The following is a 19,918-nucleotide window of genomic DNA, read 5'->3' on the forward strand; positions in this document are numbered from 1 at the left end:
GTCCTTAAGTAATGACAGAACTAAATGTCAACATCAAATATAAAATGGCGATACTCAAATTCTAAATCATTACATAATGTTTCAACTATGAACTGAATGAGAGTAACGAACAAAATAGTTTGTCAACATTGTAATTCTGTTATCAGAAGATCTGGCATTAAACCGCGGGTTAACAAAAGGAGTAAGCTATAGCGGCACCGAACTGCAAAAGTGCAGCAGGCATTCCAGGAATGCCTGCTGACAGGGATCATTTGGAGCAATAGACTCTGGCTTCTTTAGGGGTATAGATACCAATAGTGATGATTCGTAAGAAAACATCCATACCTGATTCCTGTACTTCGGTACGAATAACTTTATCAGCACCGCCACAAACCCGCGCTGCATTAATGGTTTGCGACTGTCCAATACCGTTAACAAAAAAGGTTTGTCTGGTTTCTTGAGTTGGTTTCTCAGAAATTCCATGATTTATTTCAAAGGTTTGTTGTGCGCAGCCTGATAATGCTGTAGCGACAACCATTGCCGTCATTAACTTTTTCATTTTTACCATTTCATCGTAAGGGAAAGGAGTCGCATATTCTTATTTATTGCAATGGACTCATATCCGACCAGTTACTAATTTTATGTTTATAATAAACTCGTTTAGTCATTGTTTATTTATAGGGGGTGGCGTGTATTTTTGAATTTTTCGCATCAGCGTGGAATAGTAAGCCATAGCGTTTAGTCTCCGGCTAAAGTCTATATTAATATTTTGCTAACCATTAACTTTAACCTGGATTCGCCAGCAGGCTGAAAATTCGTTATGATCCGCGCCCACACTCCATCCGGGCAGCCTGATGTCTACTATTTTCGATACCTTTATTGCCCCGCCGTGCCATGATGAGATAGAGACGCTCTATCAGGATGAACACCTGGTGCTTATCAACAAACCCGCCGGGTTACTCAGCCTTTCCGGGAAAAATCCGCAAAATCTCGATTCAGTGCATCACCGGCTGGTACAGATTTTTCCCGGCTGCACTCTGGTCCACCGTCTTGACTTCGGGACATCCGGGCTAATGGTCATTGCGCGGAATAAAGCTATCAACGCCGCACTTTGTCAGCAATTCAGCCAGCGAACGGTGACGAAAATGTATAGCGCCTTACTCTGCGGGCATCTGGATAATGACGAAGGGGTAATCGATGCGGCGATAGCCAAAGATCCAGCACTGTTTCCGCTGATGACGATTTGCCCTGTGAACGGCAAGCCTGCGCGCTCGCATTACCGGGTTGTCGAGCGCTTTTATCACGAAGTGGAGCAAGGGACGTTATTGCCATTGACGCGGGTGCAGCTCAGCCCGGAGACCGGACGCACACATCAGTTGCGCATTCATTGCCAGCAGTTGGGGCATCCTATTTTAGGTTGTGATCTGTATGGTGGTCGCTTGTTGCCCGGTACTGAACGGACGCCCCGGCTGATGCTACATGCCAGTGAATTGAATTTTGTGCATCCCATTAGCGCAAAGTTGATCAATGCCCGTAATGCCAGTCCATTCTGAAACTGGTAAAAAAAATAGCCACCATGCGGTGGCTATTTGCGTACTATCGGGCGGCGCGTTGCAAAATAATGGATGACGGCTGGCGTTGCAGATAGCGCATCCGCAGCATCATCAACACTGCAGCGGAGGTCAGGCCAATAATAAAGCCTATCCAGAAGCCTGCAGGCCCCATGCGATCGACAACCAGATCGGTCAGCGCAAGAATATATCCACTCGGTAAACCCAGCAGCCAGTATGCCGTCAGGGTAATAAAGAAAATAGAACGTGTATCTTTATAACCACGTAAGACCCCGCTGCCGATGACCTGGATAGAGTCTGAGATTTGATATACGGCGGCCAGTAACATCAACTGGGCGGCCAGCGTCACGACTTCAGGGTTATTGTTGTAAAGCAGGGCAATTTGCTCACGCAATGTGACGGTGAAGATTGCGGTTATCATCGCCATGCAAACGCCGACCCCTAAGCCTGTTCTGGCGGCGGTTTGCGCATCCAGCGTAGAGCCCTGGCCCAGACGATAACCGACGCGGATCGTAACGGCGGCAGCCAGCGACATCGGCAGTACGAACATTAACGAGCTAAAGTTCAGTGCGATTTGGTGTCCGGCGACATCAACAATTCCCAGTGGGGAAACCAACAGTGCGACTACGGCAAACAGTGTGACTTCAAAAAATAACGCCAGCGCAATGGGTAAACCCAACTGGACCAGACGTTTCATTACTGCGGTGTCTGGTTTCTGGAAGCCACGCACATTACGGATATCTCGCATTGATCGTGCATGTTTGACATAAGAGAGCATGGCGATAAACATCACCCAGTACACTGCCGCCGTCGCTACGCCGCAGCCAACGCCGCCGAGTTCCGGCATACCCAAATGTCCATAGATGAAAACATAGTTAACCGGAATGTTCACCAGCAGGCCGAGAAACCCCATTACCATCGCCGGTTTGGTTTTGGCCAGCCCCTCGCACTGGTTACGGGCAACCTGGAAGAACAGATACCCCGGTGCTCCCCACAACAGCGCACGCAGGTAACCGACTGCTTTATCTGCCAGCGCCGGATCGATGTTATGCATGGAACGGATAATGTATCCCGCGTTCCACAGCACCACCATAATCAAAATGGATACGCTGCCCGCAAGCCAGAATCCCTGGCGTATCTGATGGGCAATGCGATCGCGGCGACCAGAGCCATTGAGCTGCGCAATCACTGGCGTTAATGCCAGCAGCAGTCCATGACCAAACAAAATGGCCGGTAGCCAGATGGAGGTCCCGATGGCAACGGCCGCCATGTCCGTCGCGCTGTAACCTCCAGCCATGACGGTATCGACGAATCCCATTGCGGTTTGGGCGATTTGCGCAAGAATCACCGGAATTGCCAGAGCTAATAACTGACGCGCTTCTATTACATACTTTTGCACGTTTACACCTTATTACTCTTCATACTCCAGGCTGCAGGTTTGTTGGTTGCGTTCGTTTGCCCCGGTCACACAGTGGTTTATGTCCCGGACCTTACTCACCGTTTCCCTGCAACTCGAATTATTTTGAGTATCTATTGTTGTTATTTAAGAGACAAAAAAGCCGCCTTAAATGGCAGCAAGGAGAAAATGCTGAGGAAATTGCAGTCTATTGTAGCGAGGAATGCATAATTCTCCAGTGAAAAAACAGGTGGGGGCGGTGCATTGCTGGCAACCTGTTTTTTCACCTGCTATTGTGCTCAGCAGAGATGTCTTAATTGAGTTCAGGAGTTACAGGTATGTTTACGGGTATTGTGCAGGGCACCGCAAAACTGGTGTCTATTGATGAGAAACCAAATTTTCGCACGCATGTAGTGGAGTTACCTGAATACATGCTGGAGGCGCTGGAGACCGGCGCATCGGTTGCACATAACGGTTGCTGTCTGACAGTGACTGAAATTAATGGCAACCGCATCAGCTTTGACCTGATGAAAGAAACACTACGTATTACCAACCTTGGCGATCTGCGGGTAGGTGACCTGGTAAACGTAGAACGTGCAGCAAAATTCAGCGATGAGATCGGCGGACATTTGATGTCGGGTCATATTATGACCACCGCGGAGGTGTCGAAAATTCTGACCTCCGAGAATAATCGGCAGATATGGTTCAAGGTCCAGGATACGTCGCTGATGAAATACATCCTGTATAAAGGATTTATCGGTATTGATGGCATCAGCCTGACGGTAGGCGAAGTGACGCCGACGCGCTTCTGCGTGCATCTGATCCCGGAAACGCTGGAGCGTACTACGCTTGGCAAGAAAAAGCTTGGTGCGCGGGTAAACATTGAAATCGACCCACAAACACAGGCTGTTGTTGATACCGTTGAGCGCGTACTGGCCGCGCGCGAAGGCGCGATCAGCAACATCACCGGTGAGGCTGGGGCCTGAGTCATGATGAAAAGCCCCCGTCGCGAACGGGGGCCGAAAGAACTAGCGTGGAACGCGCAGGCCGTGTTCCACACCGCGAGAGAAAACCACCTGCCAAAGCTGAATATCACGTGCGCGAAATGCACCGGCACAGGCGTTGAGGTAATAACTGAACATGCGTTTAAAACGCTCAGTATAATTATCGGCAATCTCCGGCCAACTCTCCATGAAACGCTCATGCCAGGCCATCAACGTGGTATCGTAATCCGCACCAAAATTGTGCCAGTCCTCCATCACAAAATGTGACTCGCTGGCGTTGGCAATCTGGCGTACCGATGGTAAACAACCGTTCGGGAAGATGTATTTGTTAATCCATGGGTCAACGTTATTGTCAGTTTTCTTAGAACCGATACTGTGCAGCAAAAACAGACCATCTGGCTTTAAATTGCGATCAACCACGTCAAAGTAGGTGTTGTAGTTTTTTGGCCCCACATGCTCAAACATACCGACGGAGACAATGCGGTCAAAGCGGTCGTTCAGGTCGCGGTAGTCCTGGAGTAAAATAGTAACGTCCAACCCTTCACAGCGCGCCTGCGCCAGTTTCTGTTGTTCCGCTGAAATCGTCACGCCCACCACACTCACGCCGTATTGTGCTGCCATAAACTGGGACAGGCCTCCCCAGCCGCAACCAATATCGAGCACGCGCATTCCTGGCTTCAACTGCAGTTTCTCACTAATCATTCTGAGCTTCGCCTGCTGGGCAGCTTCCAGGGTGTCGGCATCTTTCCAGTAGGCGCAGGAATACTGCATATAGGGGTCGAGCATGCGGGTAAAGAGATCGTTGCCAAGATCGTAGTGCTCTTTGCCGACAACCCACGCGCGCTTTTTAGTCTGTAGATTAAACAGACGCGCCGTTGCGATACGGAGAGTATCTTTGAAATGGCGGGGGAGTTGGCTTTCCAGATCTGCGCGTAAGACTTTGGTAAAAAACATATCCAGACGATCGCATTCCCACCAACCATCCATATAGCTTTCACCTAAACCCAGCGACCCTTCCTGCAGGACACGTTTGAAAAAAACGGGGGTTTTAACGCGAATATCCGCCGGCGCAGAACCATTAATCGTAATGCCCGCACGGCTTAGTAATTCATTGGTGATTCGGTACCAGTTATCATCCGGTACGCTGACGTCTTCTATACACGATGAACTCATAGCTTCTCCATCACTGGTCGGTGATCAGAACCTTAAAACAGCGTAGACGCTTTTTTGGTCTTGTGAGAAATTTCACGGAATTAATCCGTAATCTATTATCCGACGTAGAACAGAGGAAGGGAGAACCCCTTGCCGAAAAGACCATCCGTGGAAAAACGGGAACAACCTTGTTCCCGTTAACACAGAATAATTATCGTAATTTTAACAACTGGAAATCAGTATAGGCCTGAATATTTGGTGATTCAACCGAAAATTGTTAGCCAGCTAATTAAGTTATGACGGTTATTAATGTGACTCACCATGTGCAATCTGAGAGCCCTCATTCGCCAGGGAATCATTCTCTTTTTGCGACTGCATTTTATATCCAAGCGCAGCCAGGAACACCGTTGACAGCATTACGCTGGTGGTTGTGAGCAACGGAGTACTGATTAACCACGACACCACAAGGCTTGCCAGGAAGCATAAACCCAGTTGTAGCGTGTTCTGCATCGCCGCTGCGCGTCCTGTTGCCTGCGGGAAAGGACGTAGTGCCTGAGCGACGACAATCGGATAGATCGCGCCGTTCGCTATCGCCATGACGCAGAATGGGATCAAGATTTCGGCCAGTGCAACGTGGTGAATAAAACCGGTTGCCCATGTGGCAATAACGCTGATTGCATACAGGATCAGTAGCCATGGCAGCAACTGGCTACCCTGCCATTTTTGCAGTGCGGCGCGGCAACCGTACCCGCCGATCAGGAAGGCGATAGTTTGTGGAACATAGCTCAGTCCAATTACTGCCGGGCTATAGCCCATCTCGCTCAGGATAAACGGTGAGCCGGTCAGCCATGCGAAAAAGCTCGCAGAACATGCCGCATAAATCAGTACATTTCCACGGTATGTTTTAGAACGCAGTAGCGTCGCGAACGTCAACGCGTCCTGACTATCGTCATGCGCATTTGCTGTCGGTTTTAACCGCAGGGCAGGCAACATCAGGATCAAGGTAATCGCAAACAGGGTGGCAAAAATGGCCTGCCAGGAAAAATGTACCAGGATCCAGCTACCTAATAAGGGCGCGAGAGCAGGTGATAAGCCGACCAGCGGCATAATGGTGGCAAAGATACGGTTAACTTTTTGCGAGGGATAGTAATCGGTAACCAGCGCCTGCCAGATTACTGATGCGGCACAAACGCCGACGGCCTGGACGAAGCGCAGCACCAGCAAGCCGGTGGCGTTTTCAACCCATAGCATCCCCAAACTACCCAGGGCGAAGATGGATAATCCCAGCAATAAAATTGGCTTACGACCATAACGGTCGGAGAGCGGCCCCCACAGAAGCTGCGCAACGGCAAAACCGGCTAAGAACAAACTAAGGCTGGCGCTGACGGCAGACGCAGGGGTTTGCAGATCGGACTGAATAGCAGCAAAGGCGGGCAAATACATATCCGTTGCCAGAAAGCCGAGCACGCTAAGACCGGCCAGCCAGACTAAAAACCCTTTTCCAGGTTGCATCATCATTTCTCTTTTTAAGCAGTAAAACAGTGTCGCAGAGTGTAGTGAGTGAAATTCTCGCTGTGAAACGCTAATATTTGTTTACTGATTTCAAAATTTTTGTAGGCAGACTATGTGGTCGGAATATTCACTTGAAGTCGTTGATGCGGTTGCGCGTAACGGCAGCTTTAGTTCGGCTGCGCAGGAGTTGCACCGTGTACCTTCGGCGGTAAGCTACACCGTTCGTCAACTGGAGGAGTGGCTTGCAGTTCCGCTTTTCGAGCGACGTCATCGGGATGTTGAACTAACACCCGCAGGGGCGTGGTTTTTAAAAGAAGGTCGGTCTGTTATCAAAAAAATGCAGATCACTCGCCAGCAATGTCAGCAAATCGCCAACGGCTGGCGAGGGCAGCTCGCGATTGCAGTCGATAATATTGTGCGACCGGAACGCACCCGGCAGATGATTGTGGATTTCTATCGTCACTTCGATGATGTGGAACTGCTGGTTTTTCAGGAAGTGTTTAACGGTGTCTGGGATGCGCTATCGGATGGCCGCGTCGAACTGGCGATCGGTGCAACGCAGGCGATTCCGGTGGGGGGACGTTACACGTTTCGTGATATGGGAATGCTGAGCTGGAGTTGCGTGGTGGCGAGCCATCACCCGTTGGCTTCGATTCCCGGGCCATTAAGCGATGACACGTTGCGCAACTGGCCGTCGTTAGTTCGTGAAGATACTTCGCGCACGCTACCGAAACGAATCACATGGCTGCTGGATAACCAAAAACGTGTCGTGGTACCGGACTGGGAATCCTCTGCTACCTGTTTATCGGCTGGGCTATGTGTGGGCATGGTGCCAACACATTTTGCTAAACCGTGGATCGATAGCGGTAAGTGGGTTGCTTTGCAGCTGGAAAACCCTTTTCCTGATGCCGCATGTTGTCTGACCTGGCAGCAAAATGATACGTCGCCAGCACTGCTCTGGTTGCTGGACTACCTGGGAGATAGCGAAACGCTGAATAAAGAGTGGCTACGGGAGCCGGAACAGGCTCCCGTATAACAGGTTTAACGACGGTAATCGCGGAATGGGCCGTCGGCAACGGAGCGACGCTCCACCAGTCGAGGATGGACCTCAATAGATTGCGACTCTTCGCGCTTGTTTACGATACGGTCTAACAGCATATTGAAGGCAGTCTCACCTAACGAATCTTTCGGCTGGTGAATCGTGGTCAACGCTGGCGTGAAGAAGCGGGCGTTGCGCACGTTGTCATAACCGATCAACGACACATCCTGCGGTACACGCAAACCCATCTCGTCAGCGGCGCAAAGAGCACCCATCGCCATAATATCGCCACCGCAGAAGACGGCAGTCGGACGATGCGACTGGGAGAGGATTTGCTGCATGGCGCGATATCCGGATTCTGGTTCAAAATCGCCCTGTACGATCCAGTTTTCAGGTACTTTAATCAGCGCTTCTTCCATCGCTTTCATAAATCCTGCCAGGCGTCCGGCGCCGGTGTTGCGCTCCATAGGGCCTGGGATCACGCCAATCTCGCGGTGGCCGCGTTCTACCAGATATCGACCCGCCATATAACCGCCTTCGAAAGCGTTATCAATGACCGTGTCGGTAAAGTCGGCTTTCGCTTCGCCCCAGTCCATGACGACCATCGGAATATGGCGATACTCTTCGAGCATGGAAAGCAGTGATTCCGGATACTCAGAACACATTACCAGTAAGCCATCGACGCGCTTTTGCGCCATCATTGAGAGATATGCCTGCTGCTTTTCGAGGCTATTCCATGCGTTACCCAGAATCAGCGTGTAGCCTTTCTGGAAACAATTTTTCTCAACGGCTTCGATAATTTCCGCGAAATAGGCGGCTTCGCTGCTGGTCGCCAACAAGCCGATCGACTTGGTGTGATTTACCTTCAGGCTGCGCGCAACTGCGCTGGGAGAGTAGTGCAACTCTTTAATGGCTGCCCAGACAGCATTACGCGTTTCTTCCGCGACAAAGCGCGTCTTGTTAATTACATGTGATACGGTTGTAGTGGAAACGTTTGCTCGCTTCGCTACATCTTTAATTGTTGCCATTACATCTCACTCCAGACCATATCCTAAGCTCCTGAGAATACTCCAGGTAAACGTTTGCCTTTACACACCCTTAACGCAACGTCAGGGTTGCGGCACGCCGGGAAAACGACACGGAACGTCAGGAAGGGGTCAATGGCCGGTACGCTAATCAAGTAAGCGTGGAATTTTGTCTGATCTTAACGAAAAGGGGAAGAGTTAAAAGCATTTATCAATATAAATCGTGAGAGATTTTTGCGTTCAAGTATGCAAAAATGCGCAATATCACTTTTTGTGTGGGAATAAAAAGGAGAAAACTTGATGAGCACCGATCTGAAATTTTCGTTAGTCACCACCATTATTGTTCTGGGCCTGATTGTAGCAAGTGGTTTGACCGCAGCACTGCATTGATTTACTCCGAGGGAGAGCAATCTCCCTCATCCCTTCAGCACGTTTTTCCCGTTCTATTATTTGCGAATTTGCAAAAGTCTTTTGCAAATTTGTTAACTTTATTATTTTTGCGATCAATGTCATGCTTTTGACTCTTATTACGTGTCGTGCCACGGCTCGACGTTATGGAGTCGAAGTATGAAAATAAATTATCCGTTACTGGCACTGGCGATTGGTGCGTTCGGTATTGGCACGACCGAATTTTCTCCTATGGGATTATTACCCGTCATTGCCCGGGGTGTGGATGTATCGATTCCTGCTGCCGGAATGTTAATCAGCGCATATGCGGTTGGCGTGATGGTGGGTGCACCGTTGATGACATTGTTGCTTTCTCATCGTGCGCGCCGTAATGCGCTTATTTTTCTGATGGCGATATTCACACTGGGTAATGTGCTTTCGGCAATTGCACCGGATTACACCACTCTCATGCTGTCACGTATTTTGACCAGCCTTAATCACGGCGCTTTTTTTGGGCTTGGTTCTGTTGTGGCGGCGAGCGTGGTGCCAAAACACAAGCAGGCCAGCGCGGTTGCTACCATGTTTATGGGCCTAACGATCGCCAATATTGGCGGTGTCCCTGCGGCAACCTGGCTGGGCGAGACCATCGGCTGGCGAATGTCCTTTTTGGCGACTGCGGGTCTGGGCGTGATTGCGATGATCAGTCTGTTCTTCTCGTTACCTAAAGGCGGGGCAGGAGAGCGTCCTGAAGTGCGTAAAGAACTTGCGGTGCTGATGCGTCCGCAGGTTGTCTCGGCGCTACTGACCACCGTATTGGGGGCTGGTGCGATGTTTACGCTTTATACCTATATCTCACCCGTGCTGCACAGTATTACCCATGCCACACCAGCATTTGTCACCGGGATGTTGGTGTTAATTGGCGTTGGTTTCTCTATTGGTAATTATCTTGGTGGTCGGCTGGCAGACAAGTCGGTCAACGGCACGCTGAAAGGCTTTTTATTACTGCTGATGGTCATTATGCTGGCAATTCCATTTCTGGCGCGTAATGAGCTGGGAGCGGCTATCAGTATGGTGGTCTGGGGCGCGGCGACGTTTGCGGTAGTCCCGCCTTTGCAGATGCGCGTGATGCGCGTTGCCAGCGAAGCGCCAGGATTATCTTCATCGGTTAATATTGGGGCATTTAATCTGGGCAATGCCCTCGGGGCTGCGGCTGGTGGCGCAGTGATATCCGGTGGGTTAGGTTATAGCTTTGTGCCGGTGATGGGGGCGATTGTGGCGGGGCTGGCTTTGCTGCTGGTCTTCATCTCAGCGAAAAAACAGCCTCAGGAAGCGTGCCCGACTGCAAATTGACACTAAAACGCAGAAGGGGATCCCTTCTGCGTTGTCATTTTTATGCTGCGAAGTTTTTCGCAACAAACTCCCAGTTTACCAGCGCCCAGAAATGCTCCAGGTAGCCAGGACGTGCATTGCGATAGTCGATGTAGTAGGCGTGTTCCCAGACGTCAACGGTCATCAGAGGTGTCGCATCGGTGGTCAGTGGTGTACCTGCGTTAGAGGTGGAAACGATAGCCAGTTTGCCATCCGTCCCTTTTACCAGCCAGGTCCAGCCTGAACCGAAGTTCTTAATTGCGGCATCGGTGAATTGCGCTTTGAAGTCTGCGAAGCTGCCAAAGGATGCAGTAATGGCTTCGGCCAGTTTTCCGGTCGGTTCGCCACCAGCGTTTGGTGCCAGGCAGTTCCAGTAGAACGTGTGGTTCCATACCTGAGCTGCGTTATTAAATACACCGCCTTCAGAGCTACGTACGATCTCTTCCAGTGACTTGCCTTCAAACGCTGTGCCTTTAATCAGATTGTTCAGATTGGTCACGTAGGTTTGATGGTGTTTGCCATAGTGGTATTCCAGCGTTTCAGCAGAAATGTGCGGTGCCAGAGCATCTTTGGCATACGGTAATGCAGGTAATTCAAACGACATTGCTTCTCTCCTTATTATTTATATTGAGTACACACAATAACCTCATTGTGCGTAAGGATAGGGTAGCAAATTGAAAGGTTATGCAAAAGAAGAACTTACCCTACAGCACACGCTGTAGGGTAAGTTTTTAGCGAATTGTTTTAGGCGTCATTACGCGTCGAGCGCCGACATAGTGGCGCTGCCAGTAATCTTCGCTCAGCGAGGTGATTTGAATTTCCTGACCGCTACGAGGCGACTGGATAAATTTGCCGTTGCCAACGTAGACACCGACGTGATCGGCGGTACCCCGGCCCTGTGTCCGGAAGAAGACCAGATCGCCGTTTTTCAGTTCGCCACGTTCGATAGGTGCTGCGTCCCGCAGGTGGTACATTTCATTGGCGGTGCGCGGAATGCGAAACTTCACCAAATCTTTATACGCGTAATACACCAGACCGCTGCAATCAAAACCGGTCCTTGGTGATGTGCCACCCCAACGGTAAGGTTTACCGATTTGGTTCATCAGGGTGGACATGGCGGTTTTGGTCGCTTTTTGCACTTTAACTTTATGTGTCTCAGCAAGCGTTACAGGGGTTGTCGACTTCACTTTCACACAGCGCGGTTTATGACCTTTACGCGGGGTGCATTTTTCAGTCCAGGTGACGGCGGCGGTTTGTGCTGTGGCTGCTTTGCCCCGACGGTTTGCGGTTTTAGTCGATTTTGCTGGAGTGGTTGTACGTTTTTTTACTGAGGCGGTTTTACTGCTGGTTTTGCTGGTGGATTTTTTAGCCGTCTTCTGAGTGGTTTTGGTTGTTTTTTGACTGGCTGTTGAGCTTTTCTTTTTATCTACCGTTTTGATGGTGTGCGAAACAGTAGGCGTCGTCCTGGCTTGCTTGGAAGCATGGGCCATGGGCGTAAAAGGCAGTGTGGTAAAAAGTAAAGCACAGAGCGTGATCGAGATTCGGTTTATCCGCGCCACTGAGCAGTCCTCTGGTAAGGCAGGTCTATCGTGCCTGCGTGTGATTTACAAAACTTGATGATTCTAATCTATAGAAACGGGAAACTTAATAGCTTTTTTCGTTTAAAACTATGTTTCGTTACCGACCGCAAAAAAAAACAGCAAATAAAGATAAAACTGGTGAACAGATAATCAAATCCACACCCTTTAAGGGGATAAGTGAGATTGTGAATGCAACTTTTAGCGACAGGGGATAAAATAATAAGGCGTAATGAAAATGTTATTTTCCGTTGCCAGCCTGACCCGCTACAATGTCAGACTACTGCCGTAAAAGAAGTTTAAGGAAGCAAGATAATGAGCACCACTATCGAAAAAATCCAGCGCCAGATCGCTGAAAACCCGATTCTCCTGTACATGAAAGGTTCTCCAAAACTGCCAAGCTGCGGTTTCTCCGCACAGGCCGTGCAGGCGCTGTCAGCCTGTGGTGAACGCTTTGCTTATGTCGATATTCTGCAAAATCCGGATATTCGCGCCGAGTTGCCGAAATACGCAAACTGGCCAACCTTCCCGCAGCTGTGGGTTGATGGTGAACTGGTTGGCGGTTGCGACATTTTAATCGAGATGTACCAGCGCGGTGAGTTGCAGACTCTTATCAAAGAGACTGCGGCGAAGTACAAAACCGAAGAACCAGATGCTGAATAATCAGCAGATATAAAAAACAACATCATCGTTGGTGACTGCCAGGCGGTTGGCCGAACAGATGGTTGTATAAGAATCCGGAAATGTTCATTCGTTTCCGGATTTTTTTGTCTGTAGCTTCCGGCAATATCTGGGGGCTATAAACAAAAAAACCAGCCAGTTTTTCAACTGACTGGTTTTATGCCAGCGAAGACGTTGTGTCTTCATAAGAACTTAGGCTTTCAGTACGTCCAGTGCGGCAGTGTAGTCTGGCTCGTTGGTAATTTCGTTGACCAGTTGGCTGAAAATAATGTTGTCATTTTCATCAATAACTACCACGGCACGTGCGGCCAGGCCTTTCAACGGGCCTTCGGAGATTTCAACACCATAGTTTTTCAGGAATTCAGCATTGCGCAGAGTTGACAGCGTGATAACGTTGCTCAGGCCTTCCGCGCCGCAGAAACGAGAGTGGGCAAATGGCAGGTCGGCTGAAATGCACAGCACGACGGTATTGTCGATTTCTGTCGCCAGTTGGTTAAACTTACGTACCGATGCCGCGCAAACGCCGGTATCGATGCTTGGGAAAATATTCAGCACTTTGCGCTTGCCTGCGAACTGGGCCAGCGTAACGTCAGACAGGTCTTTAGCCACAAGAGTAAAAGCCTGAGCTTTGCTACCAGCCTGAGGAATGGAGCCGGCGACTGAAACCGGGTTGCCCTGGAAATGAACGGTTTGTGACATGGTTATCTTCCTGTTTACATATAGTTAACGTCGTGGCTAGTTTATGCCATCAACAGTTAACACGGCAAACGCTATTTGCGGATATCCGCTTCCGGGATTACATAAGGAAAATAAATGAGATCAGTTAAGGTATATGAGGAAGCCTGGCCGCTACACACTCCCTTTGTGATTGCCCGAGGCAGCAGAACAGAAGCACACGTCGTGGTGGTTGAGCTGGAAGAAAATGGCGTAAAAGGCATCGGGGAATGTACGCCTTATCCCCGTTATGGCGAAAGTGATGCTTCGGTACTGGCACAAATTATGAGTATTGCCCGGCAACTGGAAAGCGGGCTGACCCGCGAAGATTTACAGAAACTGTTGCCTGCAGGGGCTGCGCGTAATGCGATTGACTGTGCTTTATGGGACTTGAGTGCCCGGCAACAGCGACAAACTCTGGCTGAATTTATTGGCACTGAGCTGGATGCAGTTGTGACGACGGCCCAGACCGTGGTGATCGGTACCCCAGAGCAGATGGCGGCAAGCGCAGCAGCTCTGTGGGAGAATGGCGCGAAATTACTGAAAGTTAAACTGGATGCCCGCCTAATCAGCGAGCGGATGGTCGCTATCCGTGCGGCAGTTCCAGACGCCACGCTGATTGTCGATGCCAACGAATCCTGGCGTGCCGAAGGGCTCGCAGCACGTTGTCAATTGCTGGCAGATTTAGGCGTCGCAATGCTGGAACAGCCGTTACCTGCTCAGGATGATGCCGCTCTGGAGAATTTTATCCATCCGTTGCCCATCTGTGCAGATGAAAGCTGTCACACCCGCAGTAGCCTGAAAGCATTGCACGGGCGTTATGAAATGGTGAACATCAAACTGGACAAAACGGGCGGCCTGACGGAAGCGCTGGCGCTGGCGGCCGAAGCGCGCGAACAAGGATTTGCTCTGATGCTGGGATGCATGCTGTGTACTTCCCGGGCCATTAATGCCGCATTGCCGCTAACACCGCAGGTCAGCTTTGCCGATCTGGATGGCCCAACCTGGCTGGCCGATGACGCAGAGCCAGCCCTGCATTTTACGACCGGGCTGCTCCATCTCTAGGATGCCAACGCAGCAGATTCGACATCGCCAGCAGATATTTTTCGCTGGCCTCATCTGAAGAGATGGGCGGAAACTCAGCGGTAATGCAGTGTAAGTTCAGATCGGCGCACCAACTGCCAAAAGAGCCGGGCGTTTCATAACCTACGCTGGTGACCAGGGGTAATTCAAACGTCTGCGCCAGCCACTCGCCTAATTCGCTGTGTCTGGGATCTTCAATACAGGCCAGCGGATCGTGAAAAGAAACCACCCAGGCGGGATGAATGCGGTGAATAAGCTGACACAGTGCCTGAGTTTCTGGTTCAGACCCCGGATGTTCACCGGTTAACAACACCACATCGCGTTCTTCTGCACTACTGTTCCAGCGATATACTGTTTCTCCCGCTTTCCAGTTTGCCGCCGGAAAATTACGATTGAGATCCACACCATTAGCATTCGCGCGCAATCCAAGCTGGCAACCGTCAGGGTTAACCGCCAGCACAATATGATGGCGGCGCAGCGAAGGGTTAAGCGTACGCAACGCGCAGGAAAGGGTAACCACTGAAGAGTTTTCATCACCGTGAGTTCCCGACAGAATCAGACCACTCTCGCGATCGGCCGCGGGGGCGGGAAACCAGATTAACGGTGCGCCCAGCAGTGAACGTCCGTAATGTTCGGTTCCCGGTGGAAATGCGCCGCGCTCGGCACGAGGACGGGTAACGGTCATAGTCTTCTCTGAAAGCATGAATTGTTACTCGCAGTGTTGTGCAAAATGTCTGGATAATCAAATCGTTTTCACACACTTATCTTTTCAGGTGTAATATCACTTTCTTGTCGGAAGTTAATTGCATTTCCTGCTGGCGATACAAATAATTACACATTCACTTAATGGCCGGATCTGAGGGTATTTTATGAGGCATTCTGTTTCAGTAACCTGTTGTGCGCTGTTGGTTAGCAGCATTTCTTTATCGCATGCTGCGGATGTTCCCAGCGGAACGGTACTGGCAGAAAAACAAGAACTGGTGCGTCATATAAAGGATGAGCCTGCGTCGCTGGATCCGGCGAAAGCTGTAGGACTGCCTGAAATTCAGGTTATCCGCGATTTATTTGAAGGGTTGGTCAACCAGAATGATAAAGGGGAAATCATTCCCGGTGTAGCCACGCAGTGGAAGAGTAACGATAACCGCATCTGGACATTTACGCTACGCGATAACGCGAAATGGGCCGATGGTACGCCGGTAACGGCACAGGATTTTGTCTATAGCTGGCAGCGACTGGTTGATCCAAAAACACTTTCCCCGTTTGCATGGTTTGCAGCTTTGGCTGGTATCAATAACGCACAGGCGATTATCGACGGCAAAGCCACACCCGATAAACTGGGAGTTAGCGCGGTAGATGCCAGGACATTAAAAGTTCAACTGGATAAACCACTGCCCTGGTTTGCCAATCTGACGGCGAACTTTGCGTTTTACCCGGTACAAAAAACCAATGTTGAAAGCGGTAAAGAGTGGACAAAACCGGGTAATTTGATCGGCAACGGGGCCTATGTATTGCAGAATCGTGTCGTTAACGAAAAACTAGTGGTTGTGCCGAATACACACTATTGGGACAACGCCAAAACCGTATTGCAAAAAGTGACGTTCCTGCCAATTAATCAGGAATCTGCGGCAACAAAGCGTTATCTCGCCGGTGATATTGATATTACGGAATCCTTTCCGAAAAATATGTATCAGAAACTGTTGAAGGATATTCCGGGGCAGGTTTACACCCCACCTCAGCTCGGTACTTATTATTATGCGTTTAATACGCAGAAAGGGCCGACGGCAGATTCGCGAGTGCGCCTGGCGCTCAGTATGACTATCGATCGCCGTCTGATGGCGGAAAAAGTCTTAGGTACCGGGGAAAAACCAGCCTGGCATTTCACGCCGGATGTTACTGCAGGCTTTGTACCTGAGCCTTCTCCATTTGAGCAAATGAGTCAGGAAGAGCTGAATGCTCAGGCGAAAACGTTGTTACGTGCAGCGGGCTATGGGCCGCAGAAACCGCTTAAACTGACGCTGCTGTACAATACTTCGGAAAACCATCAGAAGATTGCCATCGCCGTTGCTTCTATGTGGAAGAAAAATCTCGGTGTTGATGTGAAGTTGCAAAACCAGGAATGGAAAACCTATATCGACAGCCGTAATACCGGTAATTTCGATGTGATCCGCGCCTCCTGGGTAGGTGATTACAATGAACCATCAACGTTCCTGTCGTTATTAACATCGACTCATTCCGGGAATATTTCCCGGTTTAATAATCCTGCATACGATAAAGTGTTGACCCAGGCCACGATGGAAAACACGGAAAAAGCACGTAATGCGGATTATAACGCCGCAGAAAAAATCCTGATGGAACAGGCTCCCATTGCGCCTATTTATCAGTACACCAACGGGCGTTTAATTAAACCATGGCTGAAAGGGTATCCCATTACCAACCCTGAAGATGTGGCCTATAGCCGTACAATGTATATTGTGAAGCACTAGTTGAATACATGCTCCTGATAGCCTTCGTTAACCTCATCTAAAACCAGAGCTGGCGCGGATTACAGCGCCAGCACCTCTCGTGAACCTTTGTTAACCGCATCAGGAAACCTCATTTTTTTGACGGTATAAATGACGTATTAAACGAATTACCGTTACGGTAAAACCCAGTTTTTACCGTCATAACCTATCACCCATGACGGTATTTATTGATACTGGATACCGTCAATGCTTACCGATACAAAGCTCAACAACCTGAAACCTAAAGAAAAAATGTATAAGCAATCAGACCGTGATGGCCTCAGGCATTTGACGTGCTTGTTGCGTTAAATGGGTTGTATTCCAGGGCTGATTTTATTCATCAAACCCTGCCGCGGACTATTTATTGGAGCAATAGAGTTGTACTACGCGAATATTGCCGCAATGGCTGGGCGAAGCTCGAGATAATCTGTGCAATAGTGGAATCAGGGCAGCGGCACTGAGGCTGACTAGCTATATATTTTTCGGAATCACCTTAATTTCATCATACAAATTTCATGCTAACTGCATGTTAAAATATTCTCAATAATTTCATGTGGTTGCCCTACAGTAATGGCCGGGTTGAATAATAATTAAATTTGTTTCCAATATGTTTCATGTAATTGTGATGTGTTTAATCCCATTGGAATAGTGTTTATCAATAGTAATGGTGAAGTGAGGAAAAATTGAACAGCAAAAAAAAGTTAATTGCCCTGGTTGTTTCTAGTGCTGTATTTGGCCCTGCAACCACACAAGCCCAAATGATTATTAATGATAATATATCTGTCAAGGATACATGGGGAGTCTTTAATCCCGGTGGTGCCGGTTTGTATTTAATTGATAATACAACCATTAATGTTGAAGTTACAGGAAATGGTTCGCAGGCCCATGGGATATTAGTGAATGCTTCCCCTACAGAGAGCACCGGTGATACCAAAACAATAGTTAAAAACAGCACTATAACTTCCCAAGGAAATGGGGCTTATCTTGTTGGTGGTTATACCCAATTTGATAACTCTAAAATCATCTCTTCTGGCAATTATGGTATTGTCACAAAAGGTGGAATTGTTCAACTTGAAAATGGTAGTTCCATTAATACTAAAAATAACACTATCGGCCTCTATCTGACTAAGGGTTATGATGGTATCTATGCCGATAATGAGGTTACACTAAACAATTCATCTATCGCGACCGAAAATGGCCCCGCAATAGCGGTAGGTGCTGACGCTATTGCACATATACATGTATATAATTCTAAAGTTGACAGCGGTAATGATATATTACTCACTACCAGTGATAATTCTGTTGTTGATATGGACTTTAATGGAAGCGTAGCTACAGGTAATATAACCGCAGCAGGAAATGCAGCGATTGATGTTTTATTGTTCAATAAATCATATATTTATGGTTCAATGAATAATGTTAACAGCCTTAACATTGATTCGTCTTCAGAGTGGAAAGTCTTCGGGGACTCAGATTTAAACTCCTTGATAAATTCCGGCGTAGTTAATCTTTCAAACGCAAGTACTGTCGGTACAATACTAACCATTAACAATAATTACAAAGGTGATGGCGGCGTAATCATTTTTAACTCAAAACTATCTGATGATAGCTCGCTTACCGATAAACTGGTGATTAATGGTGATAGTGAGGGGGATACTAATGTTATTGTTAACAACCTTGGTGGTACCGGCTCCCAGACACTAAATGGAATTGAAATAATAACGGTCAAAGGAAACTCAAATGGTGTTTTCACGCAATATGGACGTATTGTTGCAGGAGCCTATGACTATAATTTAATAAAAAACGGTAATGACTGGTATTTAGTCAGCACTATCCCACCGGTTGATCCCGTAGAGCCGCCGGTGGACCCTGTCGACCCTCCCGTTGATCCTGTAACACCGCCGGTTGACCCCTCTGATGAAACACATGTTAACCGCCCTGAAGCAGGTAGCTATCTTGCAAACATTGCGGCTGCGAACACGTTATTCAACACCCGTCTGCACGACCGTCTGGGGGAAACGCAGTACGTTGATGCTCTGACCGGTGAGAAGAAAGTTACCAGTCTGTGGCTACGCCAGGTCGGTAGTCATAATAACTGGCGTGATGGCAGTGGTCAGTTGAAAACACAAAGCAACAGTTATGTCGCACAGTTGGGTGGCGATGTTGCGCAGTGGTCAACCGATGGTCTGAACAGAGGCCACCTGGGTCTGATGGCGGGTTACGGTAATAACCACAGTTCTACCCGCTCTTCCGTCACGGGTTATGATTCAAAAGGTTCCATAAACGGTTACAGCGTTGGCGCTTACGGCACCTGGTTCGCCAGCGATACGGATAAAGCAGGGCTGTATGTGGACAGCTGGCTCCAGTACAGCTGGTTCAACAACCATGTTAACGGGCAGCAACTGGCCAGCGAATCCTACAAGTCTAAAGGCTTTACGGCTTCGCTGGAGACGGGTTACACCCAGAAACTGGGCGAGTTTGCTGGCAGAAAAGGGACGCTTAATGAATGGTTTATCCAGCCACAAGCCCAGGCCACCTGGATGGGCGTGAAAGCAGACAACCATCGTGAAGCCAATGGAACCCGCGTTAGCAGCGGTGGCGACGGTAACGTACAAACCCGTCTGGGCCTTCGTACGTACCTGAAGAGCCATCATGCAATGGATGACAACAAAGACCGTACTTTCGAACCGTTCATTGAAGCCAACTGGTTGCATAATACGCGCAGTTATAACGTGAACATGGATAATGTCCACATCAGCCAGGCTGGCGCCCGCAACATTGGCGAAGTCAAAGTGGGTGTTGAAGGACAGATTAACCCTCGGGTCAATCTGTGGGGCAATGTCGGCGCCCAGATGGGGGATAAAGGATACAGTGACACCAATGCCATGGTGGGTATTAAGTATAACTTTTAATGCCGCGCTAACCGGGG

Annotated in this window: 18 protein-coding genes and 1 pseudogene; 10 read left to right on the forward strand and 9 right to left on the reverse strand. The window is 49.1% G+C overall.

The window, feature by feature from the left end; translation table 11 throughout:
• Positions 1 to 247: 247 nt before the first annotated feature.
• Positions 248 to 538, reverse strand: coding sequence for a Bor family protein (locus tag LG384_RS10500; protein WP_048221530.1), 291 nt, complete (start codon positions 536 to 538; stop codon positions 248 to 250).
• A 295-nt stretch (positions 539 to 833) separates the two neighbouring features.
• Here LG384_RS10500 and LG384_RS10505 point away from each other — a divergent pair, with 295 nt between their 5' ends.
• Complete coding sequence (locus LG384_RS10505) at positions 834 to 1,532, forward strand: RluA family pseudouridine synthase (protein ID WP_045442422.1); 699 nt, start codon at positions 834 to 836, stop codon at positions 1,530 to 1,532.
• A gap of 43 nt (positions 1,533 to 1,575) precedes the next feature.
• On the opposite strand, the gene mdtK is transcribed toward LG384_RS10505, so the two are convergent.
• A complete protein-coding gene (mdtK, locus tag LG384_RS10510; protein WP_045442423.1) occupies positions 1,576 to 2,949 on the reverse strand; it encodes an MdtK family multidrug efflux MATE transporter in 1,374 nt (457 codons plus the stop codon).
• 335 nt (positions 2,950 to 3,284) lie between these two features.
• On the opposite strand from mdtK, the gene LG384_RS10515 reads away from it, so the two are divergent.
• Entirely contained in the window at positions 3,285 to 3,932 is a 648-nt protein-coding gene (locus tag LG384_RS10515) for a riboflavin synthase subunit alpha (protein ID WP_200011775.1), read from the forward strand.
• 42 nt (positions 3,933 to 3,974) lie between these two features.
• On the opposite strand, the gene cfa is transcribed toward LG384_RS10515, so the two are convergent.
• Together cfa and punC are read right to left on the reverse strand one after the other, a co-directional pair.
• Positions 3,975 to 5,123, reverse strand: a complete 1,149-nt coding sequence (gene cfa, locus LG384_RS10520; RefSeq protein WP_225760874.1) for a cyclopropane fatty acyl phospholipid synthase — start codon at positions 5,121 to 5,123, stop codon at positions 3,975 to 3,977.
• A 285-nt stretch (positions 5,124 to 5,408) separates the two neighbouring features.
• Complete coding sequence (gene punC, locus LG384_RS10525; RefSeq protein WP_225761295.1) at positions 5,409 to 6,614, reverse strand: purine nucleoside transporter PunC; 1,206 nt, start codon at positions 6,612 to 6,614, stop codon at positions 5,409 to 5,411.
• Positions 6,615 to 6,726: 112 nt separating this feature from the next.
• On the opposite strand from punC, the gene punR reads away from it, so the two are divergent.
• Positions 6,727 to 7,650 (forward strand): DNA-binding transcriptional activator PunR, encoded by a 924-nt coding sequence (gene punR / locus LG384_RS10530; protein WP_045442431.1) that lies wholly within the window; start codon positions 6,727 to 6,729, stop codon positions 7,648 to 7,650.
• Between the two features lie 5 nt (positions 7,651 to 7,655).
• Here the strand turns inward: punR and purR are convergent, their stop codons facing one another.
• Entirely contained in the window at positions 7,656 to 8,681 is a 1,026-nt protein-coding gene (gene purR / locus LG384_RS10535; RefSeq protein WP_003832757.1) for an HTH-type transcriptional repressor PurR, read from the reverse strand.
• Between the two features lie 297 nt (positions 8,682 to 8,978).
• Here purR and cydH point away from each other — a divergent pair, with 297 nt between their 5' ends.
• Together cydH and LG384_RS10545 are read left to right on the forward strand one after the other, a co-directional pair.
• Positions 8,979 to 9,068, forward strand: coding sequence for a cytochrome bd-I accessory subunit CydH (gene cydH, locus LG384_RS10540; RefSeq protein ID WP_072036634.1), 90 nt, complete (start codon positions 8,979 to 8,981; stop codon positions 9,066 to 9,068).
• 177 nt (positions 9,069 to 9,245) lie between these two features.
• Positions 9,246 to 10,415, forward strand: a complete 1,170-nt coding sequence (locus tag LG384_RS10545; protein ID WP_200011777.1) for an MFS transporter — start codon at positions 9,246 to 9,248, stop codon at positions 10,413 to 10,415.
• 40 nt (positions 10,416 to 10,455) lie between these two features.
• Here the strand turns inward: LG384_RS10545 and sodB are convergent, their stop codons facing one another.
• Positions 10,456 to 11,037: a superoxide dismutase [Fe] gene (sodB, locus tag LG384_RS10550; RefSeq protein ID WP_005127188.1), complete on the reverse strand. Its 582-nt coding sequence runs from the start codon at positions 11,035 to 11,037 to the stop codon at positions 10,456 to 10,458.
• A 127-nt stretch (positions 11,038 to 11,164) separates the two neighbouring features.
• A complete protein-coding gene (locus LG384_RS10555) occupies positions 11,165 to 11,992 on the reverse strand; it encodes a C40 family peptidase (protein WP_045442439.1) in 828 nt (275 codons plus the stop codon).
• A 333-nt stretch (positions 11,993 to 12,325) separates the two neighbouring features.
• On the opposite strand from LG384_RS10555, the gene grxD reads away from it, so the two are divergent.
• Positions 12,326 to 12,673: a monothiol glutaredoxin 4 gene (gene grxD, locus LG384_RS10560; protein ID WP_045442441.1), complete on the forward strand. Its 348-nt coding sequence runs from the start codon at positions 12,326 to 12,328 to the stop codon at positions 12,671 to 12,673.
• Between the two features lie 210 nt (positions 12,674 to 12,883).
• Here grxD and tpx read toward each other — a convergent pair whose 3' ends face one another.
• Positions 12,884 to 13,390 carry a thiol peroxidase gene (tpx, locus tag LG384_RS10565; RefSeq protein WP_045442444.1) on the reverse strand — a complete coding sequence of 169 codons (507 nt, stop codon included), beginning with the start codon at positions 13,388 to 13,390 and terminating at the stop codon, positions 12,884 to 12,886.
• A 114-nt stretch (positions 13,391 to 13,504) separates the two neighbouring features.
• Here tpx and ycjG point away from each other — a divergent pair, with 114 nt between their 5' ends.
• Positions 13,505 to 14,470 (forward strand): L-Ala-D/L-Glu epimerase, encoded by a 966-nt coding sequence (ycjG, locus tag LG384_RS10570; RefSeq protein WP_045442448.1) that lies wholly within the window; start codon positions 13,505 to 13,507, stop codon positions 14,468 to 14,470.
• Here ycjG and mpaA read toward each other — a convergent pair.
• Entirely contained in the window at positions 14,445 to 15,173 is a 729-nt protein-coding gene (mpaA, locus tag LG384_RS10575) for a murein tripeptide amidase MpaA (protein ID WP_225760875.1), read from the reverse strand. The genes ycjG and mpaA overlap by 26 nt on opposite strands.
• Before the next feature lie 184 nt (positions 15,174 to 15,357).
• Between mpaA and mppA the strand changes: the two genes are divergently transcribed.
• The 3 genes and pseudogenes from mppA (at position 15,358) to LG384_RS23310 (ending at position 19,901) form a co-directional block, all read left to right on the forward strand.
• Entirely contained in the window at positions 15,358 to 16,971 is a 1,614-nt protein-coding gene (gene mppA / locus LG384_RS10580) for a murein tripeptide ABC transporter substrate-binding protein MppA (protein WP_225760876.1), read from the forward strand.
• A 225-nt stretch (positions 16,972 to 17,196) separates the two neighbouring features.
• Positions 17,197 to 17,271, forward strand: a pseudogene (locus LG384_RS23370) (DUF4102 domain-containing protein); the annotation flags it as partial.
• 401 nt (positions 17,272 to 17,672) lie between these two features.
• Positions 17,673 to 19,901 carry an autotransporter outer membrane beta-barrel domain-containing protein gene (locus LG384_RS23310; protein WP_304522404.1) on the forward strand — a complete coding sequence of 743 codons (2,229 nt, stop codon included), beginning with the start codon at positions 17,673 to 17,675 and terminating at the stop codon, positions 19,899 to 19,901.
• Positions 19,902 to 19,918: the final 17 nt, after the last annotated feature.

The organism is Citrobacter sp. Marseille-Q3906 (assembly GCF_916618775.1).
Classification (GTDB): Bacteria; Pseudomonadota; Gammaproteobacteria; order Enterobacterales; family Enterobacteriaceae; genus Citrobacter; species Citrobacter murliniae.